Raw genomic sequence first — 22,016 nt, forward strand, 5'->3', positions numbered from 1 at the left:
GTACCTAGAGTTAATACTACTGGTACATCATGTTTTTTCGCGTATTCAATCGCTTGCATTGTCGCGTCAGGCATTGGATCACCTGGCTTACAGCGAACTAAATATGCAGTTAAAACTAACGCAGAAGCATTTTTGAATATTTTCTCTGGAATACTATCTGGATTAAGTTGGTTCATTTGACCTTCGCTGATTGCGAAAGTACGTTCACCGTCTTCAGTAATTAACGCGAAACAACGACCAATTGCACCATCTACCCCCTGTAAATGATTTAAATCCATACGGCTTGATGTGTTACACAAATAACGGTAACCATAACTGCCAATTTTAATATCTTGGCTCATTACGCCCAACAGTGTTGAACGATCATCAGCTAGTACCGAGTAATTGTGTAAAGTATTACCAATTGTGCCACCAGCATATTCATTGGTAATTAATTCACAGCTTTTTAATTCTTGGTATAACGCTTCAGCAGTCGCGTCATCAATCACTAAAGAGTGGCCTTTACTTAGATTATATTTCTCAATGAGCTCTGAACTTACCTTTGCCTCAATATCCACCAATGTTTGGTCAATACCGATAATATGCGTGCGAGACATTTTCTTACTTTCATGTGCTTGGCTTACAAGTGGATCACGTGCGTGAACTGGAAAGTAATGCTTAGATTTGCGTTGTCCAGGAAATTTCATAAAGTCAGTCTAAGTAATAGGGGGATTGGGGGGCGGATTCTACCGCGCCATTATTAACGCGGCAATGTCTCAAATTATAGCAAACGTTTGCCAGGTGTTTTTTTTATTCACCTTCCATAAAGCTTAAATCAGGCAGCATTCCCAAATGCTCGGCATAACGCTTTTGATTAAACTCCGCACCATTTTTCATCACATCAAAAATCTCAATGGCAAGCGCACAAGCCATCGCTTGAATAGCTTCTTCACGAGGTGTCCCTGTCATTACTAAACGCATTAACGTTTCTTTCACTTTAACCGGCTGACCATCTTCAAGCTGGTTTTCAATAATTTCAATTAGCTGCTCTTCTTGCATAAATTCATTTTGTTCAGACATTTTTCATCTCAAGTCTTGGATTTTGAGCGACTATGCCACATATAAGTCTGACATCCTAGCGACTCACCTCGCCCCCATCAGATCAGCTAACAAAGTCAGCATACTAAGTGTGCAAATGAAACTGTGATTCCCGTCTCGGATCTGTCACGTTGTTTCTCTTTCTGTTAGAATCTGCGACCAAGTAATATTAACGGTGTTTAGACATGTCAGATAACAGCCAAAAGAAAGTAATCGTCGGAATGTCCGGCGGTGTAGATTCGTCAGTATCAGCGTATCTTCTCCAACAGCAAGGCTATCAGGTAGAAGGCCTTTTCATGAAAAACTGGGAAGAAGATGACAACGAAGAGTACTGCACTGCGGCTGAAGATTTGGCTGATGCGCAAGCAGTCTGTGACAAGCTAGGTATCCACCTACATACCATTAACTTTGCAGCAGAATACTGGGATAACGTATTCGAATACTTCCTAGCTGAATATAAAGCAGGTCGTACACCTAACCCAGATATTCTTTGTAATAAAGAAATCAAATTCAAAGCCTTCTTAGAGTTTGCTGATGAAGTGCTAGATGCCGACTACATTGCTATGGGTCATTACGTACGTCGCACCTTCCCTACTCAAGAAGAATTAGACGCTGGTGTTAAGCCAGAAATGCTTCGCGGATTAGACAGTAATAAAGACCAAAGCTACTTCTTATACACGCTAAGTTCAGATCAAGTTGCACGCAGCCTATTCCCTGTTGGCGAACTAGAGAAACCAGAAGTTCGACGCATTGCTGAAGAGCAAGACTTAATCACCGCGAAGAAGAAAGACTCAACAGGTATCTGTTTTATTGGTGAGCGTAAGTTCACTGAGTTCCTTGGCAAATACCTACCTGCGCAACCAGGTAATATTGAAACTCCAGAAGGCAATGTGATAGGCCAGCACCAGGGCTTGATGTACCACACCTTGGGGCAGCGTAAAGGTTTACACATCGGTGGCACCAAAGGCGGTGGCGGTAATGAAGACCCGTGGTTTGTTGGCGAAAAAGATCTAAAGCGCAATGTATTGATCGCGGTTCAAGGTAAAGACCACCCACTACTTAAATCTGAAGGTTTGATTGCAGCTCAACTTCACTTAGTTGATCGCGCACCAATTACTGAAGTTATGAAGTGCACGGTAAAAACGCGTTACCGCCAAACCGATATTCCTTGTACAATCATCCCTATTGATGACGAGAGCATTAAAGTGATTTTTGATGAACCACAAATTGCGGTTACCCCTGGTCAATCTGCAGTTTTCTATCAAGGTGAAGTTTGCCTTGGTGGCGGTATCATCGAGAAACGCATTTAAGCGATATAAACATAATTAAACTATTCACTTAGGAGTTGTTACGTGGCTAATACACTTTATGACCGTACTATTGCTTTTGCTGGTATTTGCCAAGCGGTTGTTTTGGTTCAACAAGTTGCGAAAGACGGTTACTGTGATGCTGATGCCTTCGAAGCTTCAATAAATGCCATTGTAAACACTAGCCCAGCTAACACGATTGGTGTTTTTGGCCGAGAGGCTAACCTTAAACTGGGTTTAGAGTGTTTAGTGAAAGGTATCGATAGCACCCCTGCTGGCAGTGATATAACGCGCTACATCATTAGTTTAATGGCACTAGAGCGTAAGCTTTCTTCGCGTAATGATGCAATGTCACAATTAGGTGATCGCATTCAAACAGCAGAACGTCAAATCGAGCATTTTGACTTATTAGATGATCAAATGATCAGTAACTTGGCGAGCATCTATCTCGATGTAGTGAGCCCTATTGGCCCTCGTATTCAAGTATCAGGTACGCCTGCAGTACTTCAACAAACGGCTAGCCAACATAAAGTAAGAGCATTACTTCTATCTGGTATCCGTAGCGCGGTATTGTGGCGTCAGGTTGGTGGCAAACGTCGCCACTTGATCTTCGGTCGCAAGAAAATGGTTGAGCAAGCTCAAATCCTTTTAGCCAGAATTTAATTGAAAGAGCTCGCCCTTGTGCGAGCTTATTTTTTTATGCCAAAACGACCCTCACGCAAACGTTTGCGCAATATGCGTGACAAACGTGATAGTTATTGGTATAAAGCCCTCGAAATTTAGAAACTCAATTCAGGAGAACACCATGGAACTGTCAGCATTGACTGCTGTTTCACCAGTAGACGGCCGTTACGGAAGTAAGACTATTGCACTACGCAGCATCTTTAGTGAGTTTGGCCTACTAAAGTACCGCTCTATCGTTGAAATTCGTTGGTTACAAAAGCTTGCAGCAACTGATGCAATCAAAGAAGTACCAGCGTTCAGTGCAGAAGCTAACCAGTTTCTTGATGAACTAGCCGCTAACTTCAGCGAAGAAGACGCTCTACGTATCAAAGAGATCGAACGCACGACGAACCACGACGTTAAAGCTGTTGAATATTTCTTAAAAGAGAAAGTTGCTGGCGTTCCTGAGCTTCACGCAGTTAACGAGTTCATTCACTTCGCATGTACTTCTGAAGACATCAACAACACATCTCACGCGCTTATGCTTAAAGAAGCTCGTGACACAGTGATTCTTCCAGAAATCCGTAACGTAATCGATGCTATCAAAGCACTTGCGAACGAGTACCGTGATATTCCTCTTCTTTCTCGTACACACGGCCAGCCAGCTTCTCCTTCTACTATGGGTAAAGAAATGGCTAACGTTGCGTACCGTATGGAACGTCAATTCAAGCAAATCGAAAGCGTTGAGATCCTAGCGAAAATCAACGGTGCTGTAGGCAACTACAACGCTCACCTTTCTGCATACCCTGAAGTTGAATGGCACCAGTTCAGCGAAGAGTTCATCACTGAATCTCTTGGCGTAACTTGGAACCCATACACAACTCAAATCGAACCTCACGATTACATCGCTGAGCTATTCGATGCTGTTGCTCGTTTCAACACGATTCTTCTAGACTTCGACCGTGACGTTTGGGGCTACATCGCTCTTGGTCACTTCAAGCAGAAGACTATTGCTGGCGAAATCGGTTCTTCTACAATGCCGCATAAAGTTAACCCAATTGACTTCGAAAACTCTGAAGGCAACCTTGGTCTAGCAAATGCTGTATTCAGCCACCTTGCACAAAAACTTCCTGTTTCTCGCTGGCAACGTGACCTAACTGACTCTACGGTTCTTCGTAACCTAGGTGTTGGTGTTGGCTACGCAATCATTGCATACACTTCAACTCTGAAAGGTATTAGCAAGCTAGAAGTGAACCGTGAAGCGCTACTTGCTGAACTAGACAAAAACTGGGAAGTACTAGCAGAACCTGTACAAACAGTTATGCGTCGTTACGGCATCGAGAAGCCATACGAGAAGCTAAAAGAGCTAACTCGTGGTAAGCGTGTAGATGGCGAAGGCATGCGTGCATTCATCGATGGTCTTGAAATCCCTGAAGACGAGAAAGCTCGCCTTAAAGAGATGACTCCAGCGAACTACATCGGTCAAGCTATCGAGCTTACAGACAAGCTATAATCATCGACTTGTTCTAAATAGAAAGGCCTCCACTAGGAAGCCTTTTTTGTATCCGCTATCAGCTCAATGACCGAAATAAAATGACTCATTGATGCTGTCCAAGCTCCGGCGCTATCCCTACAGGCCTTGCCTTTCAAACATATCCAAAAACACCTTTACGTACTATTATCAGCCTTAAAACATTCGTACATCTTTCTAAGCATTCATGCTACCGAGCACTTTTGGCAAACCTGAATCACTACGCAGCAGACACAAAAAAGGCTTGGATAATCCAAGCCTTTTTGATCTTTTATAACGTATCTTCAATGTTTACATATTGCGTAAAGAATCGATGCGTTTATCTAGTGGTGGATGGCTCATTAGCAATTCAGTCAGCGAGCGCTTACCGTTAATACCAAATGCCATCATTGAGCCTTCAAGCTGAGGCTCATGGCTCATCTTAAGTCTCTCGAGAGCTGCTATCATCTTTTCCTTGCCGACCATCTGAGCGGCGCCAGCATCAGCATAAAATTCACGATGACGGCTGTACCACATAGTGATGAAGCTTGCTAAGAAGCCAAACAATAGTTCAAGTACCATTGATACACCGAAGTACACCATCATGTTGCTGCCACCTTCTTCCTCGTTGTCATTCGACGCCACAATGTTGGCAATGAAACGAGATAGGAAGATGACGAACGTGTTCACAACACCTTGCATTAGCGTCATGGTAATCATGTCGCCATTCGCAATGTGGCTCACCTCATGAGCTAATACGGCTTCAGCCTCATCGCGCGTCATGTTATGCAGTAAACCCGTAGAAACTGCCACCAGTGAGTCATCACGTTTGGCACCTGTTGCAAAAGCGTTGATATCTGGTGAGTCGTATACCGCTACTGTTGGCATACCAATACCCACTTGTCGAGCTTGACGACTGACCGTCTCCATCAACCAATGCTCTGTTTCGTTGCGTGGGCTTTCAATAACCATGCCCCCAACTGAGCGCAAAGCCATTTTTTTCGACATCATCAAAGAGATGAAAGAACCACCAAAACCAAATACAGCAGCCATCAATAGAATACCAGACGTACTACCGCCGCCTAGTTGAATTCCAAATATTGCACTTAAAACATTCAAAACAACACTTAGCACTACTATCACTGCCAAGTTTGTTGCTAGGAACAACATTACTCGCTTCATTACTTTTCTCCGCACTGGAAGCTTATTGTTATATAAAGAGTGAGACCATCCTTAAGCCAATCTCTTTAAGTATTCTCTCTTATACATATAGTCTTAGATTTAGAAAACAAGGTTAAGCGTTAAATTGAAACATTTAGTGTCTACTGTTCATACTCTACTCACATTTACCGCCTTAGACTTAAGTCGTATTGAGTCGTAAGACTAAACGTTCTAAATTATGTCTCAGATATTAGATGGCATAACCATGAAAAAAGGAAATGAACATGGCTGAAAGTAATAACTTCCAAATGGCTATCGACTTACTTTGCTGCCACTTAGGCATTACAGAAGAAGAAGCTAAAAAGCAGATTGGCGTTCAACCAAAAAAAGACGTTCACACTCAAATCAGCGAGACACAACAGGCGCTGATGGGATTAACCGCTGAAAAGTAGCAGTTTGTCTACACATGTAAACGCTTAAGCGACGTCAAGTGCCCATATAAAACATTCGAATCCGAGAATACTTTGTATCCTCGGATTTTTCTTATATTAGGAGCCTATAGTTTTCATCAAAACAAGTTCCCTACCTTCTTTGGCCTCAATTCGCTTATCTCAAATACAAAAAGCCCAGTTAATTAAAACTGGGCTTTCAAAGATGTATTTGGTGTGAGGGTTCTAACGCAACAAGTTACTCATTAAAACTACCACAACACATCATAGCTAGAATCAGGATTAAGCGTTGTTGCGAATCCACTCATCCATATCTGTTTTTAAGTTGTCAGATTTAGTACCGAAGATAGCTTKAACACCACCAGCTACTACAACTACACCTGCAGCGCCTAACTTTTTAAGCTTGTCTTGGTCAACTTGTTCAGTATCTGCAACAGCAACACGTAGACGTGTAATACATGCATCAAGGCCAGTGATGTTAGCTTTGCCACCAAATGCCGCAACTAACTCGCCTGCAAGTTCAGTACCAGTCGCTACTGCTGTGTCATCAGTTTCTTCTTCACGACCAGGAGTTTTAAGGTCAAGAGCTTTGATTACTGTGCGGAATACGAAGTAGTAAAGCGCAGCATAACCAAGACCACACGCAACCATTAGACCCATCTTAGACGCGTTGCCAGACAGAACTAGGAAGTCAATAAGACCGTGTGAGAAAGACGTACCGTGAACAAAACCTAGAGTGTTCGCTAGAACGTATGCAGAACCCGCTAGAAGAGCGTGGATTGCGTACAGTACAGGAGCAACGAATAGGAATGAGAATTCGATTGGTTCAGTAATACCTGTTAGGAATGAAGTCAGAGCTGCAGAAGCCATGATACCCATTACTTTAACGCGGTTTTCTGGTTTAGCTGAGTGTGCAATTGCGATTGCAGCAGCTGGTAGACCAAACATCTTGAACATGTAACCGCCAGCTAGCTGACCGAAGCCATTGCCCGCTGCACGAGATGCATCATCAGCAACTAGGTAACAAGTAAGAACACCGTTTTGAGTTTCGCCAGCAGCGTTTACACAAGTACCAGCTTCAAAGAAGAAAGGTACGTTCCAAACGTGGTGAAGACCAAATGGAATTAGAGAACGCTCAACGATACCGTAGATACCAAACGCCACTTGTGGGTTTTGGTGAGCAGCCCAATCAGAGAACGCAGAAATCGCGCCGCCAACTGGTGGCCAAACTACTGATAGTAAAATTGCTAGACCAATCGCAGAGAAACCTGTGATGATTGGCACAGCACGCTTACCAGCGAAGAAACCAAGGTACTCTGGAAGTTGAATACGGAAGAAACGGTTGAATGCCCAAGCAGCAACACCACCGACTAGGATACCACCTAGAACACCAGTGTCGATTTTGTCAACGCCCATTACGCCAGCCATAACACCAAGTGTTGCTGTCATGATGCCGTAACCTACGATAGCAGCAAGGCCTGCAACACCATCGTTATTTGTAAAGCCTAGTGCAACACCTACTGCAAATAGTAGTGCCATTTGGCCGAATACTGAACCACCAGCTTGCTCCATTAAGTTGGAAACAATTTCTGGAATGAATGGAAGGTCCGCTGCACCGACACCAAGCAAAATACCCGCAACTGGTAAAACTGATACTGGTAGCATCAGAGACTTACCAACTTTCTGCAGGTTAGCAAAAAGGTTCTTAAACATGTTTATGCTCCTGATAAAGATATAATAAATATATGGGTTCTAACGGCACACCCCCGTAGCCTAAATGTTAGCACCCAATGAAAATGTAACCATGTATTGCATTATATTTTCTGCCGCTAAATATATATTGATGGATAGCAAACTTGCTATAGAGTTACGAAATTTAGTTTCAAAACAAGTCCTGCGTCACATCGAAAAAACCTCAATGCAACGCTTTACATTAATGTAACCACATGTTTTAAATAATAAAAATAACAAAAAGCATTTAATTCGATAGGTAAATAAAATAGATGGTAATGTTATTTTTAGTAACAAAATTACAAGTTCATATATTTTCGCTCTCACCTTCAACATATTTAGTAAACATTAACTTTCGCAATACATTCAGTGATAGCAGACACAAAAAAAGGAGCTTTCGCTCCTTTTTTGGTTCAATTTCATTTTTTATCGCAAAAAAAGTTTTTCGAAGTTATTGGTCGTTTGCTGACCGACCTCCGCCAAAGATATCCCTTTCAGCTGCGCAATATATGCTGCGACTTCGACAACGTAAGCAGGTTGATTCTGATTACCGCGATAAGGGACCGGAGCTAAATAAGRGGAATCCGTTTCAATTAGAAGGCGATCTAAAGGCAAATTTTTGACCACTTCTTTTAGCTCAGTTGCTTGTCTGAACGTAACAATTCCTGAGATAGAAATGTAGAAGCCTAACTCCATTGCAGCGTCAGCAAACTCTTGGTTTTCTGTAAAGCAATGAATTACCCCACCACATTTATCCGCCCCACCATTTTTAAGAATAGATAAAGTGTCTTCACGAGCATTACGCGTGTGGATAATAAGAGGCTTATTTACATCAACAGCTAGCTCTACTTGCTGCTCAAATCTCAGCTTTTGTAGATCAGCTGTTTCAGGTTGATAGTGATAATCTAGCCCAGTTTCACCAATTGCGATGACTTTTGAATGACGAGCATATTGATGTAGCTCGTCTAATGCAAAATCACTTTCTACATCTAATGGGTGAACGCCACATGAAGCGTGAACATTATCGTAAGGCATAATCATTTCTAACATCTTAGGAAATGAATCTAAGGTTACCCCTACAGACAATAGTTGCTTAACATTTGCCGCTTCTGCTTTTTTTATAACATCCTCAACATTGATATGAAGATCTTGATAATCAAGTTTGTCTAAGTGGCAATGTGAATCTACGAACATGTATCCTCTCAGGCTTTAATAAGCCAGTTCATAATTAAAAGTTCAGAATTTAGCCCTGGATRTTGCTTCAACTGCTCTATCAAGTTAAGTAACGAGTTTGCTTTCTCAAATGATTGTTGATATGTCAGCACTTTCGCTAAGTCGCTACTTGCAGGAATCAAACTATCGTCAAGGATATTGAAATGACATTTTTGGGTATCTACCAAAAAATGCCATAGCCACACCAAGTGTTGACCCGGCTGCTTATTCAATAAACTAGTATATGCCATTAAGTCGGAGCTTGACTGATTAGCCAATGCTAAATAACCATCGAAAATCGCCTGGCATTGCTCTAAACCACCATCTTCAACCATAGCTAATGCACTAATTGGCATACCATTGTTTAATGGTAAAAGAAAACTAGGTACCGATTTGCGAGCCTGTTGTTCTAACCAAGCTTGGCCGATATTTATATCCGGCTGGGTAACCTTCCATTGTTGACAACGACTGACAATTGTCGGCATCAGTTGGCTACTACTAGATGAWACCAAAATAAAAATACATTTATCTGCAGGTTCTTCTAATGTTTTTAATAAAGCATTCGAAGCTGCTTCGTTCATAGCATCAGCAGGGTCGATGATGATCAATCGATAACCATCTAGATGTGAAGATTCTTGTGCCCAACGATTACTAGATCTGATTTGGTCGACAGTAATCGACTTTCCTTCTTTTTCCGGGACGATTCTATGTAAATCGGGATGACTTCCTGATTTCATCAATTCACAGCTATGACAAAAGCCGCAGGCTTCACTTTCGTAGTTCACACACATAAGTGCTGACGATAACTTACCCAACAACTGCTCTACGCCTAACCCATGAGATGCCAATAATAGAATCGAGCCTGGTACACGGTCGCTCTCAAGCTGGACTTTACAACTCTCCCAGGATGATTCTAGCCAAGGATATAGTTCTTGCATTACTAATCCTGCGACTTAGCAAGCCACGTACATAGCGCTGACTTAATGTCTGCAGCCACTTGTTCGATTTCTTGCTGAGCGTTAATAATTAAAACTGAGTCATCGCTGTTTGCAATCTCTAGGTAGCGTGCTCTTGTACGGTCAAAAAATGAAATATCCATTTTTTCGATACGATCCAACTCACCACGCCCACGAGCACGCTCTAAACCAACTCTAGGATCTAAATCTAGATAAAGAGTTAAGTCAGGCTTAAAGTCACCCAACGTGGTTTCTTTTAATGCCGCCATAGTTTCACAAGATAGCTGACGACCACCACCCTGGTAAGCTTGAGAGGACATATCGTGTCGGTCTCCAACCACCCACTTCCCTTCATTCAACGCCGGCTTAATTACATTTTCAACAAGCTGAACACGCGCTGCATACATAAGCAGCAGCTCCGTCATATCCTGTAGTTTTTCACCTTCATGTTCTTCTTTGACTAAAGAACGCATTTTCTCAGCTAATACCGTTCCACCAGGTTCGCGCGTATTCGTAATATGCTCGACACCCGATTCACGTAAAGTTTCTAGAATCGCATTAATTGCTGTGCTTTTGCCCGCGCCTTCAAGGCCCTCTACGACAATAAATTTTGACTGGTTCATAGCTCTATTCATTATTTGTTTTTTCTTAACTGTTTCAAGTAAGCTCGGACCGCGCGATTGTGCTCAGCTAAACTTTTTGAAAATACGTGTCCACCAGTTCCACTCGCAACAAAGTAAAGGTAATTACTTTTTTCTGGGTTTAAAGCTGCATTGATTGAAGCTCTCCCAGCCATCGCAATTGGAGTTGGAGGTAGACCATTTATTGTATATGTATTGTAAGGAGTAGGAGTTCGCAGGTCTTTCTTACGAATGTTGCCGTCATAACTATCGCCCATTCCGTAAATGACTGTTGGATCCGTTTGTAAACGCATACGTTTATTTAGGCGATTAACAAAAACGGAAGACACACGCTCTCTTTCTGATGCAACAGCAGTTTCCTTCTCAATAATTGAAGCCAGGATCAACGCTTCATAAGGAGACTTCAACGGGAGCTTTGCCACACGGTCTTGCCACTCACTGTTCACAACATCCATCAAGTCTTCATGCGCACGCTTCAACAGATCAAGATCAGATGTACCGTAGGTATAGTGGTATGTTTCAGCAAGGAATAAACCTTCTAACTTTTCGTTTTCGATTCCTAGCTCTTGCGCAATGTCTTTTTCTGACATTTCACCTAACGTCTGTTCGATAAATTCACTATTTTCCAATTGCAGTCGCCATTCATCAAAACGGCTTCCTTCCACAAAAGTAATAGTAAATTGATGCTCTTTTCCGTCAACCAACACCTGGAGCGCCTGCGCTAATGTTAGCCCTGGCTCTAAAAGAAATGTTCCGGCTTTAACATCAACTAATTCTGGATGAAGTTTACGGATTAACTTTTCGTATGGTGATGAACTAAAAAGTCCTTCATCAGTAAACTGCCCTAGAACACGATGAAAACTACTGCCTGACGCAATAGTAATAACCTTTGAGTCTTCTAATTGAATGACCTGTTTTAGGTGATCTTGAGCTTGATTATAAATGTAGAAAGCAGCTGAAGCCGCCAGAATTGAGCACAAGATAATAAAAATAGATAACTTTTTAATCACGAGTTTAGTTGTCCTTGAAGGCTACGAGTAACGGTTCCAATATTAAATAGGTTTTCACTAATACGGGTAACTGGGGCAACCCCTAAAATGGAGTTAGTAATGAAAACCTCTTCAGCTTGCATTAGTTGAGATAAGCAGTAGTCACCAATATTAACGGAAAGTTCAGTCTGATTCAGCGCCGTTAACACTTGCTTACGCATAACCCCAGCGACGCCGCTTTGCGTTAGTTGAGGTGTATATACAGTCTGGCCTTTTCGCCAAAATAGATTGGCCATGGTGGTTTCAATCACATTACCCAAAATATCAAGAACCACACCATCAACTTCACCAGTCTGATCCATTTCATCTTTCATCAAGATTTGTTCAAGGCGATTATTGTGCTTATGGCCTGCAAGTAATGGACTTAACCCTATAGCTTGTTTGCAGACACCTAGCTCAACACCTAAGTCTTGCCACCCTGTGTAATGGCTAGGATAGTCAAACGTACTAATAGTGACCGTTGGCTTAACTAGATTCTGAGTACTGTAGCCACGACCACCTGCACCACGGCTAATGTGCAGCTTTATCCCTGCCTTCCCATCATGAGGGTTATTTACTTCGATTTTTTGGAGCCCTACTTCAAGCCAACGATTAACGATATTCCAATCAAGTGGTGAAACTCGTAATACGTTAAGGCATTCGTTCACTCGAGTCTGATGATCGCTAAAGTTTTGGATCTTACCATTTCGTACAAGCATGGTGGTAAAACAACCATCTCCATACTGAAACGAACGGTCCAAAATATCGATAGTTTGTTGGTTTTCTCCATCAACCCAAAACATGCTTTTCCCCATAAAAAGAAACGGCTCAATGCTAAAGCATCAAGCCGTTTAAAAACAAGTCCAATTATGACTATCTACGCTGTTTTGCGTCTTTATCGGATGATTAAATCTTTTTGAAGATCAAGCAACCGTTAGTACCACCGAAACCAAATGAGTTACATGCAGCATATTCCATACCGCTAACTTCACGTGCAGTGTGAGGTACTAAGTCAATGTCTAGACCTTCTTCAGGATCATCCAGGTTGATTGTTGGTGGAACGATTTGATCAACCAGAGACATTGCTGTGATAATAGCTTCAGCAGAACCAGCAGCACCTAGTAGGTGACCGGTCATTGATTTCGTTGAAGAAACCAAAACTTGCTTGCTACCAGCTTCACCAAGAGCACGTTTAATACCCTTAATTTCAGCTACATCACCTGCAGGTGTCGATGTACCGTGAGCATTTACGTAACCGATTTGCTCGCCAGTAACGCCTGCATCACGCATTGCAGCTTCCATCGCTAGAGCACCACCAGAACCATCTTCACTTGGAGAGGTCATGTGGTAAGCGTCACCAGACATACCGAAACCAACAAGTTCACAGTAAATCTTAGCGCCACGTGCTTTAGCGTGCTCGTATTCTTCAAGAACCATCATGCCAGCACCATCGCCAAGAACAAAACCGTCACGGCCTTTATCCCATGGACGAGAAGCTTTTTGAGGCTCATCATTACGAGTAGATAGTGCTTTAGCCGCACCAAAACCACCCATACCTAGAGGAGTAGATGCTTTTTCAGCACCACCCGCTAGCATTGCATCTGCATCACCGTAAGCAATCATACGAGCTGCATGACCGATATTGTGAAGACCTGTAGTACAAGCCGTTGAGATTGCGATATTCGGGCCACGTAAACCACGCATGATAGACATATGACCTGAAATCATATTCACGATAGTTGACGGAACAAAGAATGGGCTGATCTTACGAGGGCCTTTTGATGTATATGCTTGGTAACCAGCTTCGATTAAACCAAGACCACCGATACCAGAACCGATAGCAACACCAACACGAGGGGCGTTTTCTTCAGTAATAGTTAGGGCTGAATCATCTAAAGCTTGCATACCTGCTGCGACGCCGTATTGGATGAATAGATCCATTTTACGAGCATCTTTTTTAGACATGTACTCTTCGCAGTTAAAGTCTTTGACTAGACCTGCAAAACGAGTTGAGAAATTGGTTGCATCAAAATGATCGATATTAACGATACCACTTTGACCAGCTAGCAGGGCTTTCCAAGAAGATTCTACAGTGTTGCCTACCGGTGACAACATACCCATGCCAGTGACAACTACACGACGCTTGGACACGATTTTACACTCCGGGAATTGAGATGATTGAAGATGAGAATAGATGAGTTAGATAAAACACAGGCGGTCGAGGTGACCGCCTGGGAGAGATTATTACTGAGCGCTAGTTACGTAATCGATAGCAGCTTGAACAGTAGTAATTTTCTCAGCTTCTTCATCTGGGATTTCAGTGTCGAATTCTTCTTCTAGAGCCATTACTAGCTCAACAGTGTCTAGAGAATCTGCACCTAGGTCATCAACGAAAGAAGCTTCGTTTTTAACTTCTGCTTCATCAACACCTAGTTGCTCAACAATGATTTTCTTTACGCGTTCTTCGAGGTTGCTCATTTTTTCTTTTCCTTTACAGAGTTCGCTTTATGCGATGTTTTCCGTAGTTTATTCAATCTATTAAAAGTTGCAAGGCCAACTTTTCTGGTCAAACCACAATTTTCGCGATTTTAACCGAAATTACGTATGTTTTTGACTTAAATCATGCACAAATGTTGCACACAATTTACACCATGTACATACCGCCATTGACGTGAAGTGTTTCACCTGTGATATAAGCTGCCGCAGGTGATGCCAAAAATACCACAGCTTCAGCGATTTCGCGAGGGTCACCTAGTCGACCTGCTGGTACATTAGCCAAAGTTGCTGCACGTTGCTCATCATTTAGTGCTTTTGTCATGTCCGTTTCGATGAAACCCGGAGCTACTGTGTTCACTGTAACGCCACGAGATGCAACTTCACGAGCCATTGACTTAGTAAAACCAATTACACCAGCTTTGGCAGCTGCGTAGTTAGTTTGACCAGCATTACCCATAGTACCAACTACAGAACCAACGTTTACAATACGACCCTGACGCTTCTTCATCATGCCACGCAATACTGCTTTAGACATACGGAAGATAGGCGTTAGGTTAGTATCGATGATATCGTTCCACTCGTCGTCTTTCATGCGCATAAGCAGATTATCGCGTGTGATACCTGCGTTGTTAACTAGAATGTCGATCGCGCCAAATTCATCGTTGATGGTCTTCAGTGTAGCAGTAATTGAATCAACATCAGTCACGTTTAGAGCAAGACCTTTACCGTTCTCACCAAGATAGTCACTGATCGCAGCAGCACCATTTTCAGACGTTGCTGTACCGATAACTTTAGCACCGCGCTCAACAAGCAGTTCAGCGATAGCACGACCAATACCACGGCTTGCACCTGTAACCAGTGCAACTTTGCCTTCTAAATTCATCATAATTTCTCTTTATGTGATTATTACTTAGCAGCTTCAAGTGATGCAGAATCGTTTACTGCAGCAGCTGTCATAGTTTTTACAATACGCTTCGTTAGACCAGTAAGAACTTTACCTGGACCTAATTCTAGTAGTTTTTCAACGCCTTGCTCGTTCATTGCTTGCACACCTTCAGTCCAACGTACTGGGCTGAAAAGTTGACGAACAAGTGCATCTTTAATTTTTGCAGGATCTGTYTCAGCAATAACGTCTACGTTATTGATAACAGGCAATGCAGGAGTGTTGAACTCGATAGCTTCAAGAGCAACAGCTAGCTTATCAGCAGCAGGCTTCATTAACGCACAGTGCGATGGAACCGAAACTGGAAGTGGCAAAGCTCGTTTAGCACCAGCTTCTTTACACAATGCACCAGCACGCTCTACAGCAGCTTTATTACCTGCAATAACAACTTGGCCTGGTGAGTTAAAGTTAACTGGTGATACAACTTCGCCTTGCGCCGCTTCTTCACAAGCTTTAGCGATAGACTCATCATCTAACCCGATGATCGCATACATAGCACCAATGCCAGCAGGAACTGCTTCTTGCATCAGTTGGCCGCGTAGCTCAACCAGCTTAATTGCTTCTTTGAAGTCAATAACACCCGCACACACAAGTGCAGAGTATTCACCTAGGCTGTGACCCGCTAGGTTAGCAGGTTGCTCTAAACCAAGCTCTTGCCATACACGCCAAATTGCAACTGACGCAGTTAGTAGAGCCGGTTGAGTACGGAAAGTTTCATTTAGGTTTTCTACAGGGCCATCTTGAACTAATGCCCATAGATCGTAACCAAGTGCTTCTGAAGCTTCTGCGAATGTCTGTTTTACAACATCATACTGTTCGCCTAACTCAGCAAGCATACCAATAGCTTGAGAACCTTGGCCCGGGAATACGATAGCAAACTTGCTCATTGTAATTATCCTTTAAGCAAAGCAAAAAATTGAATAAGGCACATAATCTTATGTGCCTTGTTTGATTATTATTGCTTGAAGTTAGAACTTAACTAGTGCCGAACCCCAAGTAAAGCCGCCGCCAAACGCTTCTAAAAGAAGTGTTTGACCACGTTTAATTCTTCCATCACGAACCGCTTCATCTAATGCCGTAGGTACCGTCGCAGCCGACGTGTTACCGTGCTTATCAAGAGTAATAACCACTTGATCAAGTGACATTGTTAGCTTTTTCGCGGTTGCAGAAATAATACGATAGTTCGCTTGATGTGGTACTAACCAATCAAGCTCTGATTTATCCATATCATTGGCAGCAAGTGTGTCTTTTACTAGCTTGGACAACTGAGTAACAGCCACTTTAAAGACTTCGTTACCTGCCATGTGCAACCATTTATCGGCATCGCCGCCGCGTTCAGGAACTTCAAGGCTAAGAAGTTCACCGAATTTACCGTCGGAGTAGATATGAGTAGATAAGATACCTGGCTCTTCGCTCGCACCCACAACGACAGCGCCCGCACCATCACCAAATAAGATGATCGTTGAGCGGTCTGTTGGATCACATGTCTTAGAAAGCGCATCCGCACCAATCACAAGAACATTCTTGCACATGCCTGTTTTGATATGCTGGTCTGCTACAGAAAGTCCATAAACAAAACCAGAACAAGCAGCGGCGATATCAAATGCCGGACAACCTTTAATGCCTAGTTTCCCTTGAACCTGACAAGCAGATGACGGGAAAGTATGGCTGCCACTTGTTGTAGCCACGATGACCAGGTCGATGTCGTTTTTATCAATACCAGCCATTTCGATAGCATTTTCTGCCGCGAAAAAAGCCATGTCAGCAACTGTTTCGTTTTCAGCAGCTATACGACGTTCTTTAATACCAGTTCGTGCAACGATCCACTCGTCGCTCGTATCTACCATTTTCTCTAAGTCTGCGTTTGAACGCACTTGAGATGGCAAGTAGCTGCCAGTACCTAAAATTTTGCTATACATGAAGACTAATAATGCCTCTCGAGTAAAACCGCTTCCAAACGATCGCTAATACGGCTGGGGACTTGTCGTTTGACCTCGTGCACTGCTTCGCCAATCGCGTTGACAACAGCAGACACATCAGCACTTCCATGACTTTTAATGACAATGCCGCGCAATCCTAACAAACTTGCGCCGTTATACTGGTCGGGGTTCAAGGTTTTTAGTTCGGTGAATAGCTCAGAAAACAGTTTTCTAGCAAWYCAACCCTTTATTGTTGAAGCCATCATGCTTGTTTTTAGCTTATCAATAAAGAGCTGAGCARTACCTTCGCACGTTTTTAGGCAGACATTGCCCACAAATCCATCACATACCACCACGTCTGCTGCATCTTGCAGCAATTGGTTCCCTTCAATATAGCCAGTAAAGTGAACAGACTGTGTACTGGACAACATTTCTGCACAGCGCTTAACCAGATCATTCCCTTTAATTTCTTCAGCACCAATATTTAAAATAGCGACACGAGCTGGGCGACCTAAGTGTTGTTCGGCTAATGCGCTGCCCATTACTGCAAATTGGAAGAGCGAATCTGCATCACTAGAAACGTTAGCACCGAGATCGAGCATCCATGTGCGGTTTCCGGATGCCGTTGGTAAAGCTGATACTAATGCTGGTCGGTCAATTCCGGGAAGAAGTTTAAGTCGGAAACGAGAGAGTGCCATTAATGCACCGGTGTTTCCGCCACTGACACAAGCGTCAGCAACTGAATCTGCTACATGATCAATAGCAACACGCATAGAACTGCCGCTACTATTACGCAAAGCAAGTGATGGTTTTTCTGAATTCGAGATAACGCGATCACAATGCTGGACACTCAGGCGAGAGTCAGGCATTCGACCTAACGAAGATAATTGAGATGTGATCTGAGTTTGATCACCTATGAGGATAACTTTTAGCTCTGGGAAATACGACAGTGCCTGCACGGCGGCAGGCACTGTTACACGAGGACCGAAATCCCCGCCCATTGCATCAAGCGCAACGGTTATATTTTGCAAAGGTCAACCTTACTTGTTGATAACCTTTTTGCCACGGTAGAAACCTTCAGCAGTCACGTTGTGACGTAGGTGAGTTTCACCTGAAGTTGCGTCTACAGAAAGTGCAGCTGTAGTTAGCGCATCGTGTGAACGACGCATGCCACGCATTGAACGTGATTTCTTGCTCTTTTGTACGGCCATTGACCCTACTCCTATGTAAATTCTTAAAAATACTTACTTGTTAATAAGTTAGCTTTTTAAGTTTYTTAAGACATCAAATGGATTCGGCTTTTTGTCTTCCTCAATTTCTTCAGGAAGTTCGCCAAATACCAGATTATTTGAGTTAACGCTACATTTCGCATCGTCATGCATTGCTATTTGTGGCAATCCAAGGATGAACTCGTCTTCAACTAGTTTAATCAGGTCTAACTCACCGTACTCGTTCAGATCTACCAAATCATACTCTTCCGGTGCGTCTTCTTCACTTTTCTCGCTGTAAACAGGAGTACAAGTAAATTGGACATCGCACTGATGTGCGAAAACCTCATTACAACGTTGACACTCTAAATCGACTTCGACGTTAGCTTTACCAGAGATAACGACTAATCGTTGTTCATCAAGCCCAAATGACATTGAGACTTGCGCGTCACGTTTTACGCCTTCAGTTGCTTCAGTTAAACGCTTTAAAATACTTACTTGGATGATACCATCCATATCAAGTCGTTTTTGAGCTGTTCGTGCAGGATCAACTGTACGCGGTATTTTTTCCTTTTGCATAGGGCGCGAATCTTATCTTCCAAATCATGTTTAGTCAAAGGAAATGGCAAAAAAATTGCACTTTCCTACCTTTCCTATTCAGAGCATTATGAATAGCAGGATAAGTTACGTTATCCTGAGATAAATGCTTCTATGAATTGTAAATTAAAATGAAAAATTACCAACTAGTTTTAGCCTCTACTTCGCCATTTAGGCAAGAGATCCTGCAAAAACTTCAGCTAAGCTTTAATACGGCAACTCCTGACTGTGATGAAACGCCTCATAACAAGGAAACTCCACAGCAATTGGTCAAGCGCCTTGCAGAAACAAAAGCAAAGTCATGTAACATTGACCGACCAAGTTTGGTGGTTGGATCAGATCAAGTTTGCGTCATAGACGGCGAGATTATTGGTAAGCCTCACACGCGTGAGAAAGCTATAGAACAACTATCACGTCAGATAGGTAAGAGTATTACGTTTTATACTGGATTATCGGTGTGGAACAGTGAAACCGATGAAACCGATACTCGGCTCGATACGTTTGTCGTTCATTTCCGTAAACTAACTCGTAATCAGATAGAGTCTTACGTAGATAAAGAACAGCCGTATTACTGTGCAGGAAGCTTTAAATGTGAAGGTTTAGGGATCGCGCTATTTGATCGATTAGAAGGAAAGGACCCCAACACACTGATTGGCCTTCCCCTGATCGACTTGGTTGATATGCTCGGAGCACAAGGCATGTCAGTACTATAAAAATGCCTGGCCCTAAGAATAAAAAAGGGAGCTTCATCGCTCCCTTAATCGGTTTTGAAAATTAATAAATGAAATTACAGCTTACGTAAGCCCGCAACCGCTTTTTCTAATCTCTTTTCCATTGGCGCAGAAATATCCATCTTCTCCTCGCTACCTGGGTGGGTAAACTTAATGTTTGCTGCATGTAAGAACAAACGGTCTAAGCCAACCTTGCCAGTGTAAGCGTCAAAGCGACGATCGCCGTAACGGTCATCCCATGCAATAGGGTGACCTGTATATTGAGTATGAACACGGATTTGGTGAGTTCGTCCGGTAATCGGGCTTGCTTGAATCAAAGTCGCGTCTTTGAACTTTTCTAAAACTTTAAAACGAGTCTCTGATGCCTTGCCATTTGGGTTAACACGGACAATGCTGTTCACTTCATTCTTCAGAAGTGGAGCATTTACAACTTTACAGCTGTTCTTCCATTCACCCATCACTAAGGCAAAGTAATACTTTTGAACCGTCTTTTCACGGAACTGTGCTTGCAGATGTCTAAGCGCCGAACGTTTTTTGGCAATCAAAAGGATGCCCGAGGTATCCCGGTCTATTCGATGAACTAACTCTAAGAAACGTGCATCCGGGCGAAGAGCTCGTAACGCTTCAATCGCTCCAAATTTCAAACCACTTCCGCCATGAACCGCTGTGCCTGATGGTTTATTTAGGATAAGTAGATGATCGTCTTCGTAGATTATGCAGTGCTCTAGTTCAGAAACTTTATTCAGCTTTGTGCTAGGAACATTGTCTTCAACTTTCTCTTCAATAGTCACAGGAGGTATTCGAACCATATCCCCTGCTTTCAGTTTATATTCAGCTTTAATTCGCTTTTTGTTCACGCGAACTTCGCCTTTACGTACGATTCGGTAAATCATACTTTTAGGGATGTTTTTTAATTGGTTACGTAGGAAGTTATCAATACGTTGACCAGCCATATCTTCGTCTATATCGACAAATTGGACTTTAGTTCTTATTTCACTCATTTGCTTATTGTATCACTGCCCACTCTTTCGAAGCACCCCATTATCTACAAAATAGTTACTCAAAATAGACATACAACCACAAGGTTTACTCTATTAGTTTGATTTAACGACCAAAAAAGAGCCAAGTTTCGAACAAAATAAACTCTATGTAGATTAATTATTTTATAGACAGTGAGTTAGACCTAGCAAAAGCAACATAAAACACGTTTTTTTGAGCCTTATACAATAAAGCAGATTGCTGTGCATAGCCTCCACTGCTATAGTCACAGCCTGCTATAAGTGGATTGATGGCTTTTTATACAACAACCATTTGCAAGCAGATAAATGAGTAGATTACTTAGTGTCAACAGTGCAGCAATTGGCGTAAGACACCATGAACTAAGTTACCTTGTCGCTCTACTCACGTTCAATCATGTTGAGTATTCACCGCCACATCGCGGATCATAGGCTTATATGCCTATGATGACTGACGTGCCCTCGAGCATCCCTTCCAGCCGGGAGGCTGCACCGATAAAGCCATGGGATCAGGCACCATGAAGAACGAATCGAAGCGACAAGCCAATTATGAAAATAAAAGAAAAGACAACGAGAATTTCTAAATGAAAAGAATGTTAATCAACGCAACTCAAAAAGAAGAGTTGCGTGTCGCTTTGGTTGATGGCCAGCGACTTTTCGATCTTGATATCGAAAGTCCAGGTCACGAGTCTAAAAAAGCGAATATCTACAAGGGACGTATCACTCGAATTGAGCCAAGCCTGGAAGCGGCATTTGTCGATTACGGTGCTGAACGTCATGGTTTCCTCCCTCTTAAAGAAATTGCCCGCGAATATTTCCCTGAAGGTTACACATACCAAGGTCGTCCAAGCATTAAAGAAGTGCTAAACGAAGGTCAGGAAGTAATCGTACAAGTTGAAAAAGAAGAACGTGGCAGCAAAGGCGCTGCTTTAACGACTTTCATTTCTCTTGCTGGTAGTTACTTAGTTCTTATGCCAAACAACCCTCGTGCCGGCGGTATTTCTCGTCGAATCGAAGGTGATGAACGCACCCAACTAAAAGCAGCATTAAGCACACTTGAGTTACCTCAAGGCATGGGCCTAATTGTTCGTACAGCTGGTGTAGGCAAAAGTGCAGAAGAGTTGGAATGGGATCTAAACGTACTTTTGAACCACTGGGGCGCTATCAAGCAAGCTTCAGATTCAAATGCAGCTCCTTTCCTTATTCACCAAGAAAGTAACGTAATCGTTCGTGCGATTCGTGACTATCTACGTCGTGACATTGGCGAGATTCTAATCGACAGCAATACTATTTTTGAACGTGCTCAAGCACACATTCAATTAGTACGCCCAGATTTCATGAGTCGCGTTAAGAAATACGATGGTGAAGTTC

24 protein-coding genes are annotated in these 22,016 nt (G+C 42.7%); 6 read left to right on the forward strand and 18 right to left on the reverse strand.

Going from position 1 to position 22,016, the window contains the following annotated elements; genetic code table 11:
* Nucleotides 1-686, reverse strand: a 686-nt coding sequence (locus tag L4C33_RS08820) for an inosine/guanosine kinase (protein ID WP_428812068.1), incomplete at its 3' end; no start/stop codon positions are given.
* 103 nt (nt 687-789) lie between these two features.
* Nucleotides 790-1,059, reverse strand: coding sequence for a hypothetical protein (locus L4C33_RS08825; RefSeq protein ID WP_428812069.1), 270 nt, complete (start codon nt 1,057-1,059; stop codon nt 790-792).
* Between the two features lie 203 nt (nt 1,060-1,262).
* On the opposite strand from L4C33_RS08825, the gene mnmA reads away from it, so the two are divergent.
* The 3 genes from mnmA to purB all read left to right on the forward strand — a co-directional run bounded on the left by mnmA (nt 1,263) and on the right by purB (nt 4,560).
* Nucleotides 1,263-2,387, forward strand: a complete 1,125-nt coding sequence (gene mnmA / locus L4C33_RS08830; RefSeq protein ID WP_428812070.1) for a tRNA 2-thiouridine(34) synthase MnmA — start codon at nt 1,263-1,265, stop codon at nt 2,385-2,387.
* Between the two features lie 42 nt (nt 2,388-2,429).
* A complete protein-coding gene (gene hflD, locus L4C33_RS08835) occupies nt 2,430-3,047 on the forward strand; it encodes a high frequency lysogenization protein HflD (protein ID WP_428812071.1) in 618 nt (205 codons plus the stop codon).
* 142 nt (nt 3,048-3,189) lie between these two features.
* Complete coding sequence (purB, locus tag L4C33_RS08840) at nt 3,190-4,560, forward strand: adenylosuccinate lyase (protein WP_428812072.1); 1,371 nt, start codon at nt 3,190-3,192, stop codon at nt 4,558-4,560.
* Nucleotides 4,561-4,869: 309 nt separating this feature from the next.
* On the opposite strand, the gene htpX is transcribed toward purB, so the two are convergent.
* Entirely contained in the window at nt 4,870-5,739 is an 870-nt protein-coding gene (htpX, locus tag L4C33_RS08845) for a protease HtpX (protein WP_428812073.1), read from the reverse strand.
* Nucleotides 5,740-6,002: 263 nt separating this feature from the next.
* Here htpX and L4C33_RS08850 point away from each other — a divergent pair, with 263 nt between their 5' ends.
* Nucleotides 6,003-6,170: a hypothetical protein gene (locus L4C33_RS08850; RefSeq protein ID WP_428812074.1), complete on the forward strand. Its 168-nt coding sequence runs from the start codon at nt 6,003-6,005 to the stop codon at nt 6,168-6,170.
* Between the two features lie 279 nt (nt 6,171-6,449).
* Here L4C33_RS08850 and ptsG read toward each other — a convergent pair whose 3' ends face one another.
* From ptsG to yceD, 14 genes are all read right to left on the reverse strand, one after another.
* Nucleotides 6,450-7,880 (reverse strand): PTS glucose transporter subunit IIBC, encoded by a 1,431-nt coding sequence (gene ptsG, locus L4C33_RS08855; RefSeq protein ID WP_428812075.1) that lies wholly within the window; start codon nt 7,878-7,880, stop codon nt 6,450-6,452.
* 444 nt (nt 7,881-8,324) lie between these two features.
* Nucleotides 8,325-9,092: a TatD family hydrolase gene (locus L4C33_RS08860; protein ID WP_428812076.1), complete on the reverse strand. Its 768-nt coding sequence runs from the start codon at nt 9,090-9,092 to the stop codon at nt 8,325-8,327.
* An 8-nt stretch (nt 9,093-9,100) separates the two neighbouring features.
* Nucleotides 9,101-10,048: a DNA polymerase III subunit delta' gene (gene holB, locus L4C33_RS08865; protein ID WP_428812077.1), complete on the reverse strand. Its 948-nt coding sequence runs from the start codon at nt 10,046-10,048 to the stop codon at nt 9,101-9,103.
* Nucleotides 10,049-10,050: 2 nt separating this feature from the next.
* On the reverse strand, nt 10,051-10,689 hold the full coding sequence (gene tmk, locus L4C33_RS08870; protein ID WP_428812078.1) for a dTMP kinase: 639 nt from the start codon (nt 10,687-10,689) through the stop codon (nt 10,051-10,053).
* Nucleotides 10,690-10,700: 11 nt separating this feature from the next.
* Nucleotides 10,701-11,717 (reverse strand): endolytic transglycosylase MltG, encoded by a 1,017-nt coding sequence (gene mltG, locus L4C33_RS08875; RefSeq protein WP_428812079.1) that lies wholly within the window; start codon nt 11,715-11,717, stop codon nt 10,701-10,703.
* Nucleotides 11,714-12,538: an aminodeoxychorismate lyase gene (pabC, locus tag L4C33_RS08880; RefSeq protein ID WP_428812080.1), complete on the reverse strand. Its 825-nt coding sequence runs from the start codon at nt 12,536-12,538 to the stop codon at nt 11,714-11,716. Before pabC ends, mltG begins: the two co-directional genes overlap by 4 nt.
* Before the next feature lie 103 nt (nt 12,539-12,641).
* On the reverse strand, nt 12,642-13,886 hold the full coding sequence (gene fabF / locus L4C33_RS08885) for a beta-ketoacyl-ACP synthase II (RefSeq protein ID WP_428812081.1): 1,245 nt from the start codon (nt 13,884-13,886) through the stop codon (nt 12,642-12,644).
* Between the two features lie 93 nt (nt 13,887-13,979).
* Nucleotides 13,980-14,213 carry an acyl carrier protein gene (acpP, locus tag L4C33_RS08890; RefSeq protein WP_004737381.1) on the reverse strand — a complete coding sequence of 78 codons (234 nt, stop codon included), beginning with the start codon at nt 14,211-14,213 and terminating at the stop codon, nt 13,980-13,982.
* 166 nt (nt 14,214-14,379) lie between these two features.
* Nucleotides 14,380-15,114, reverse strand: coding sequence for a 3-oxoacyl-ACP reductase FabG (gene fabG, locus L4C33_RS08895; protein WP_428812089.1), 735 nt, complete (start codon nt 15,112-15,114; stop codon nt 14,380-14,382).
* A gap of 23 nt (nt 15,115-15,137) precedes the next feature.
* A complete protein-coding gene (gene fabD / locus L4C33_RS08900) occupies nt 15,138-16,061 on the reverse strand; it encodes an ACP S-malonyltransferase (protein WP_428812082.1) in 924 nt (307 codons plus the stop codon).
* Nucleotides 16,062-16,142: 81 nt separating this feature from the next.
* Nucleotides 16,143-17,093 (reverse strand): beta-ketoacyl-ACP synthase III, encoded by a 951-nt coding sequence (locus tag L4C33_RS08905; RefSeq protein ID WP_428812083.1) that lies wholly within the window; start codon nt 17,091-17,093, stop codon nt 16,143-16,145.
* A gap of 5 nt (nt 17,094-17,098) precedes the next feature.
* Entirely contained in the window at nt 17,099-18,124 is a 1,026-nt protein-coding gene (plsX, locus tag L4C33_RS08910) for a phosphate acyltransferase PlsX (protein WP_428812084.1), read from the reverse strand.
* A 9-nt stretch (nt 18,125-18,133) separates the two neighbouring features.
* Nucleotides 18,134-18,304, reverse strand: a complete 171-nt coding sequence (gene rpmF / locus L4C33_RS08915) for a 50S ribosomal protein L32 (RefSeq protein ID WP_004737376.1) — start codon at nt 18,302-18,304, stop codon at nt 18,134-18,136.
* Nucleotides 18,305-18,352: 48 nt separating this feature from the next.
* Complete coding sequence (gene yceD / locus L4C33_RS08920; protein ID WP_428812085.1) at nt 18,353-18,880, reverse strand: 23S rRNA accumulation protein YceD; 528 nt, start codon at nt 18,878-18,880, stop codon at nt 18,353-18,355.
* A gap of 149 nt (nt 18,881-19,029) precedes the next feature.
* Between yceD and L4C33_RS08925 the strand changes: the two genes are divergently transcribed.
* Nucleotides 19,030-19,611 carry a Maf family protein gene (locus L4C33_RS08925; protein ID WP_428812086.1) on the forward strand — a complete coding sequence of 194 codons (582 nt, stop codon included), beginning with the start codon at nt 19,030-19,032 and terminating at the stop codon, nt 19,609-19,611.
* Nucleotides 19,612-19,685: 74 nt separating this feature from the next.
* Here L4C33_RS08925 and rluC read toward each other — a convergent pair whose 3' ends face one another.
* Nucleotides 19,686-20,630 (reverse strand): 23S rRNA pseudouridine(955/2504/2580) synthase RluC, encoded by a 945-nt coding sequence (gene rluC / locus L4C33_RS08930; protein ID WP_428812087.1) that lies wholly within the window; start codon nt 20,628-20,630, stop codon nt 19,686-19,688.
* Between the two features lie 599 nt (nt 20,631-21,229).
* Between rluC and L4C33_RS08935 the strand changes: the two genes are divergently transcribed.
* Nucleotides 21,230-22,016 (forward strand): ribonuclease E/G (locus tag L4C33_RS08935; protein ID WP_428812088.1); only part of this gene is annotated, 787 nt, incomplete at its 3' end.

The sequence above is a fragment of the Vibrio makurazakiensis genome (assembly GCF_050337375.1).
Lineage (GTDB): Bacteria > Pseudomonadota > Gammaproteobacteria > Enterobacterales > Vibrionaceae > Vibrio > Vibrio makurazakiensis.

Coding starts and splice junctions, on each gene's coding strand:
- L4C33_RS08825 (WP_428812069.1), bottom strand. CDS start 1,059: ATGTCTGAACAAAATGAATTTATGCAAGAAGAGCAGCTAATTGAAATT.
- mnmA (WP_428812070.1), top strand. CDS start 1,263: ATGTCAGATAACAGCCAAAAGAAAGTAATCGTCGGAATGTCCGGCGGT.
- purB (WP_428812072.1), top strand. CDS start 3,190: ATGGAACTGTCAGCATTGACTGCTGTTTCACCAGTAGACGGCCGTTAC.
- htpX (WP_428812073.1), bottom strand. CDS start 5,739: ATGAAGCGAGTAATGTTGTTCCTAGCAACAAACTTGGCAGTGATAGTA.
- L4C33_RS08850 (WP_428812074.1), top strand. CDS start 6,003: ATGGCTGAAAGTAATAACTTCCAAATGGCTATCGACTTACTTTGCTGC.
- tmk (WP_428812078.1), bottom strand. CDS start 10,689: ATGAACCAGTCAAAATTTATTGTCGTAGAGGGCCTTGAAGGCGCGGGC.
- pabC (WP_428812080.1), bottom strand. CDS start 12,538: ATGTTTTGGGTTGATGGAGAAAACCAACAAACTATCGATATTTTGGAC.
- acpP (WP_004737381.1), bottom strand. CDS start 14,213: ATGAGCAACCTCGAAGAACGCGTAAAGAAAATCATTGTTGAGCAACTA.
- fabG (WP_428812089.1), bottom strand. CDS start 15,114: ATGAATTTAGAAGGCAAAGTTGCACTGGTTACAGGTGCAAGCCGTGGT.
- L4C33_RS08905 (WP_428812083.1), bottom strand. CDS start 17,093: ATGTATAGCAAAATTTTAGGTACTGGCAGCTACTTGCCATCTCAAGTG.
- rpmF (WP_004737376.1), bottom strand. CDS start 18,304: ATGGCCGTACAAAAGAGCAAGAAATCACGTTCAATGCGTGGCATGCGT.
- L4C33_RS08925 (WP_428812086.1), top strand. CDS start 19,030: ATGAAAAATTACCAACTAGTTTTAGCCTCTACTTCGCCATTTAGGCAA.
- rluC (WP_428812087.1), bottom strand. CDS start 20,630: ATGAGTGAAATAAGAACTAAAGTCCAATTTGTCGATATAGACGAAGAT.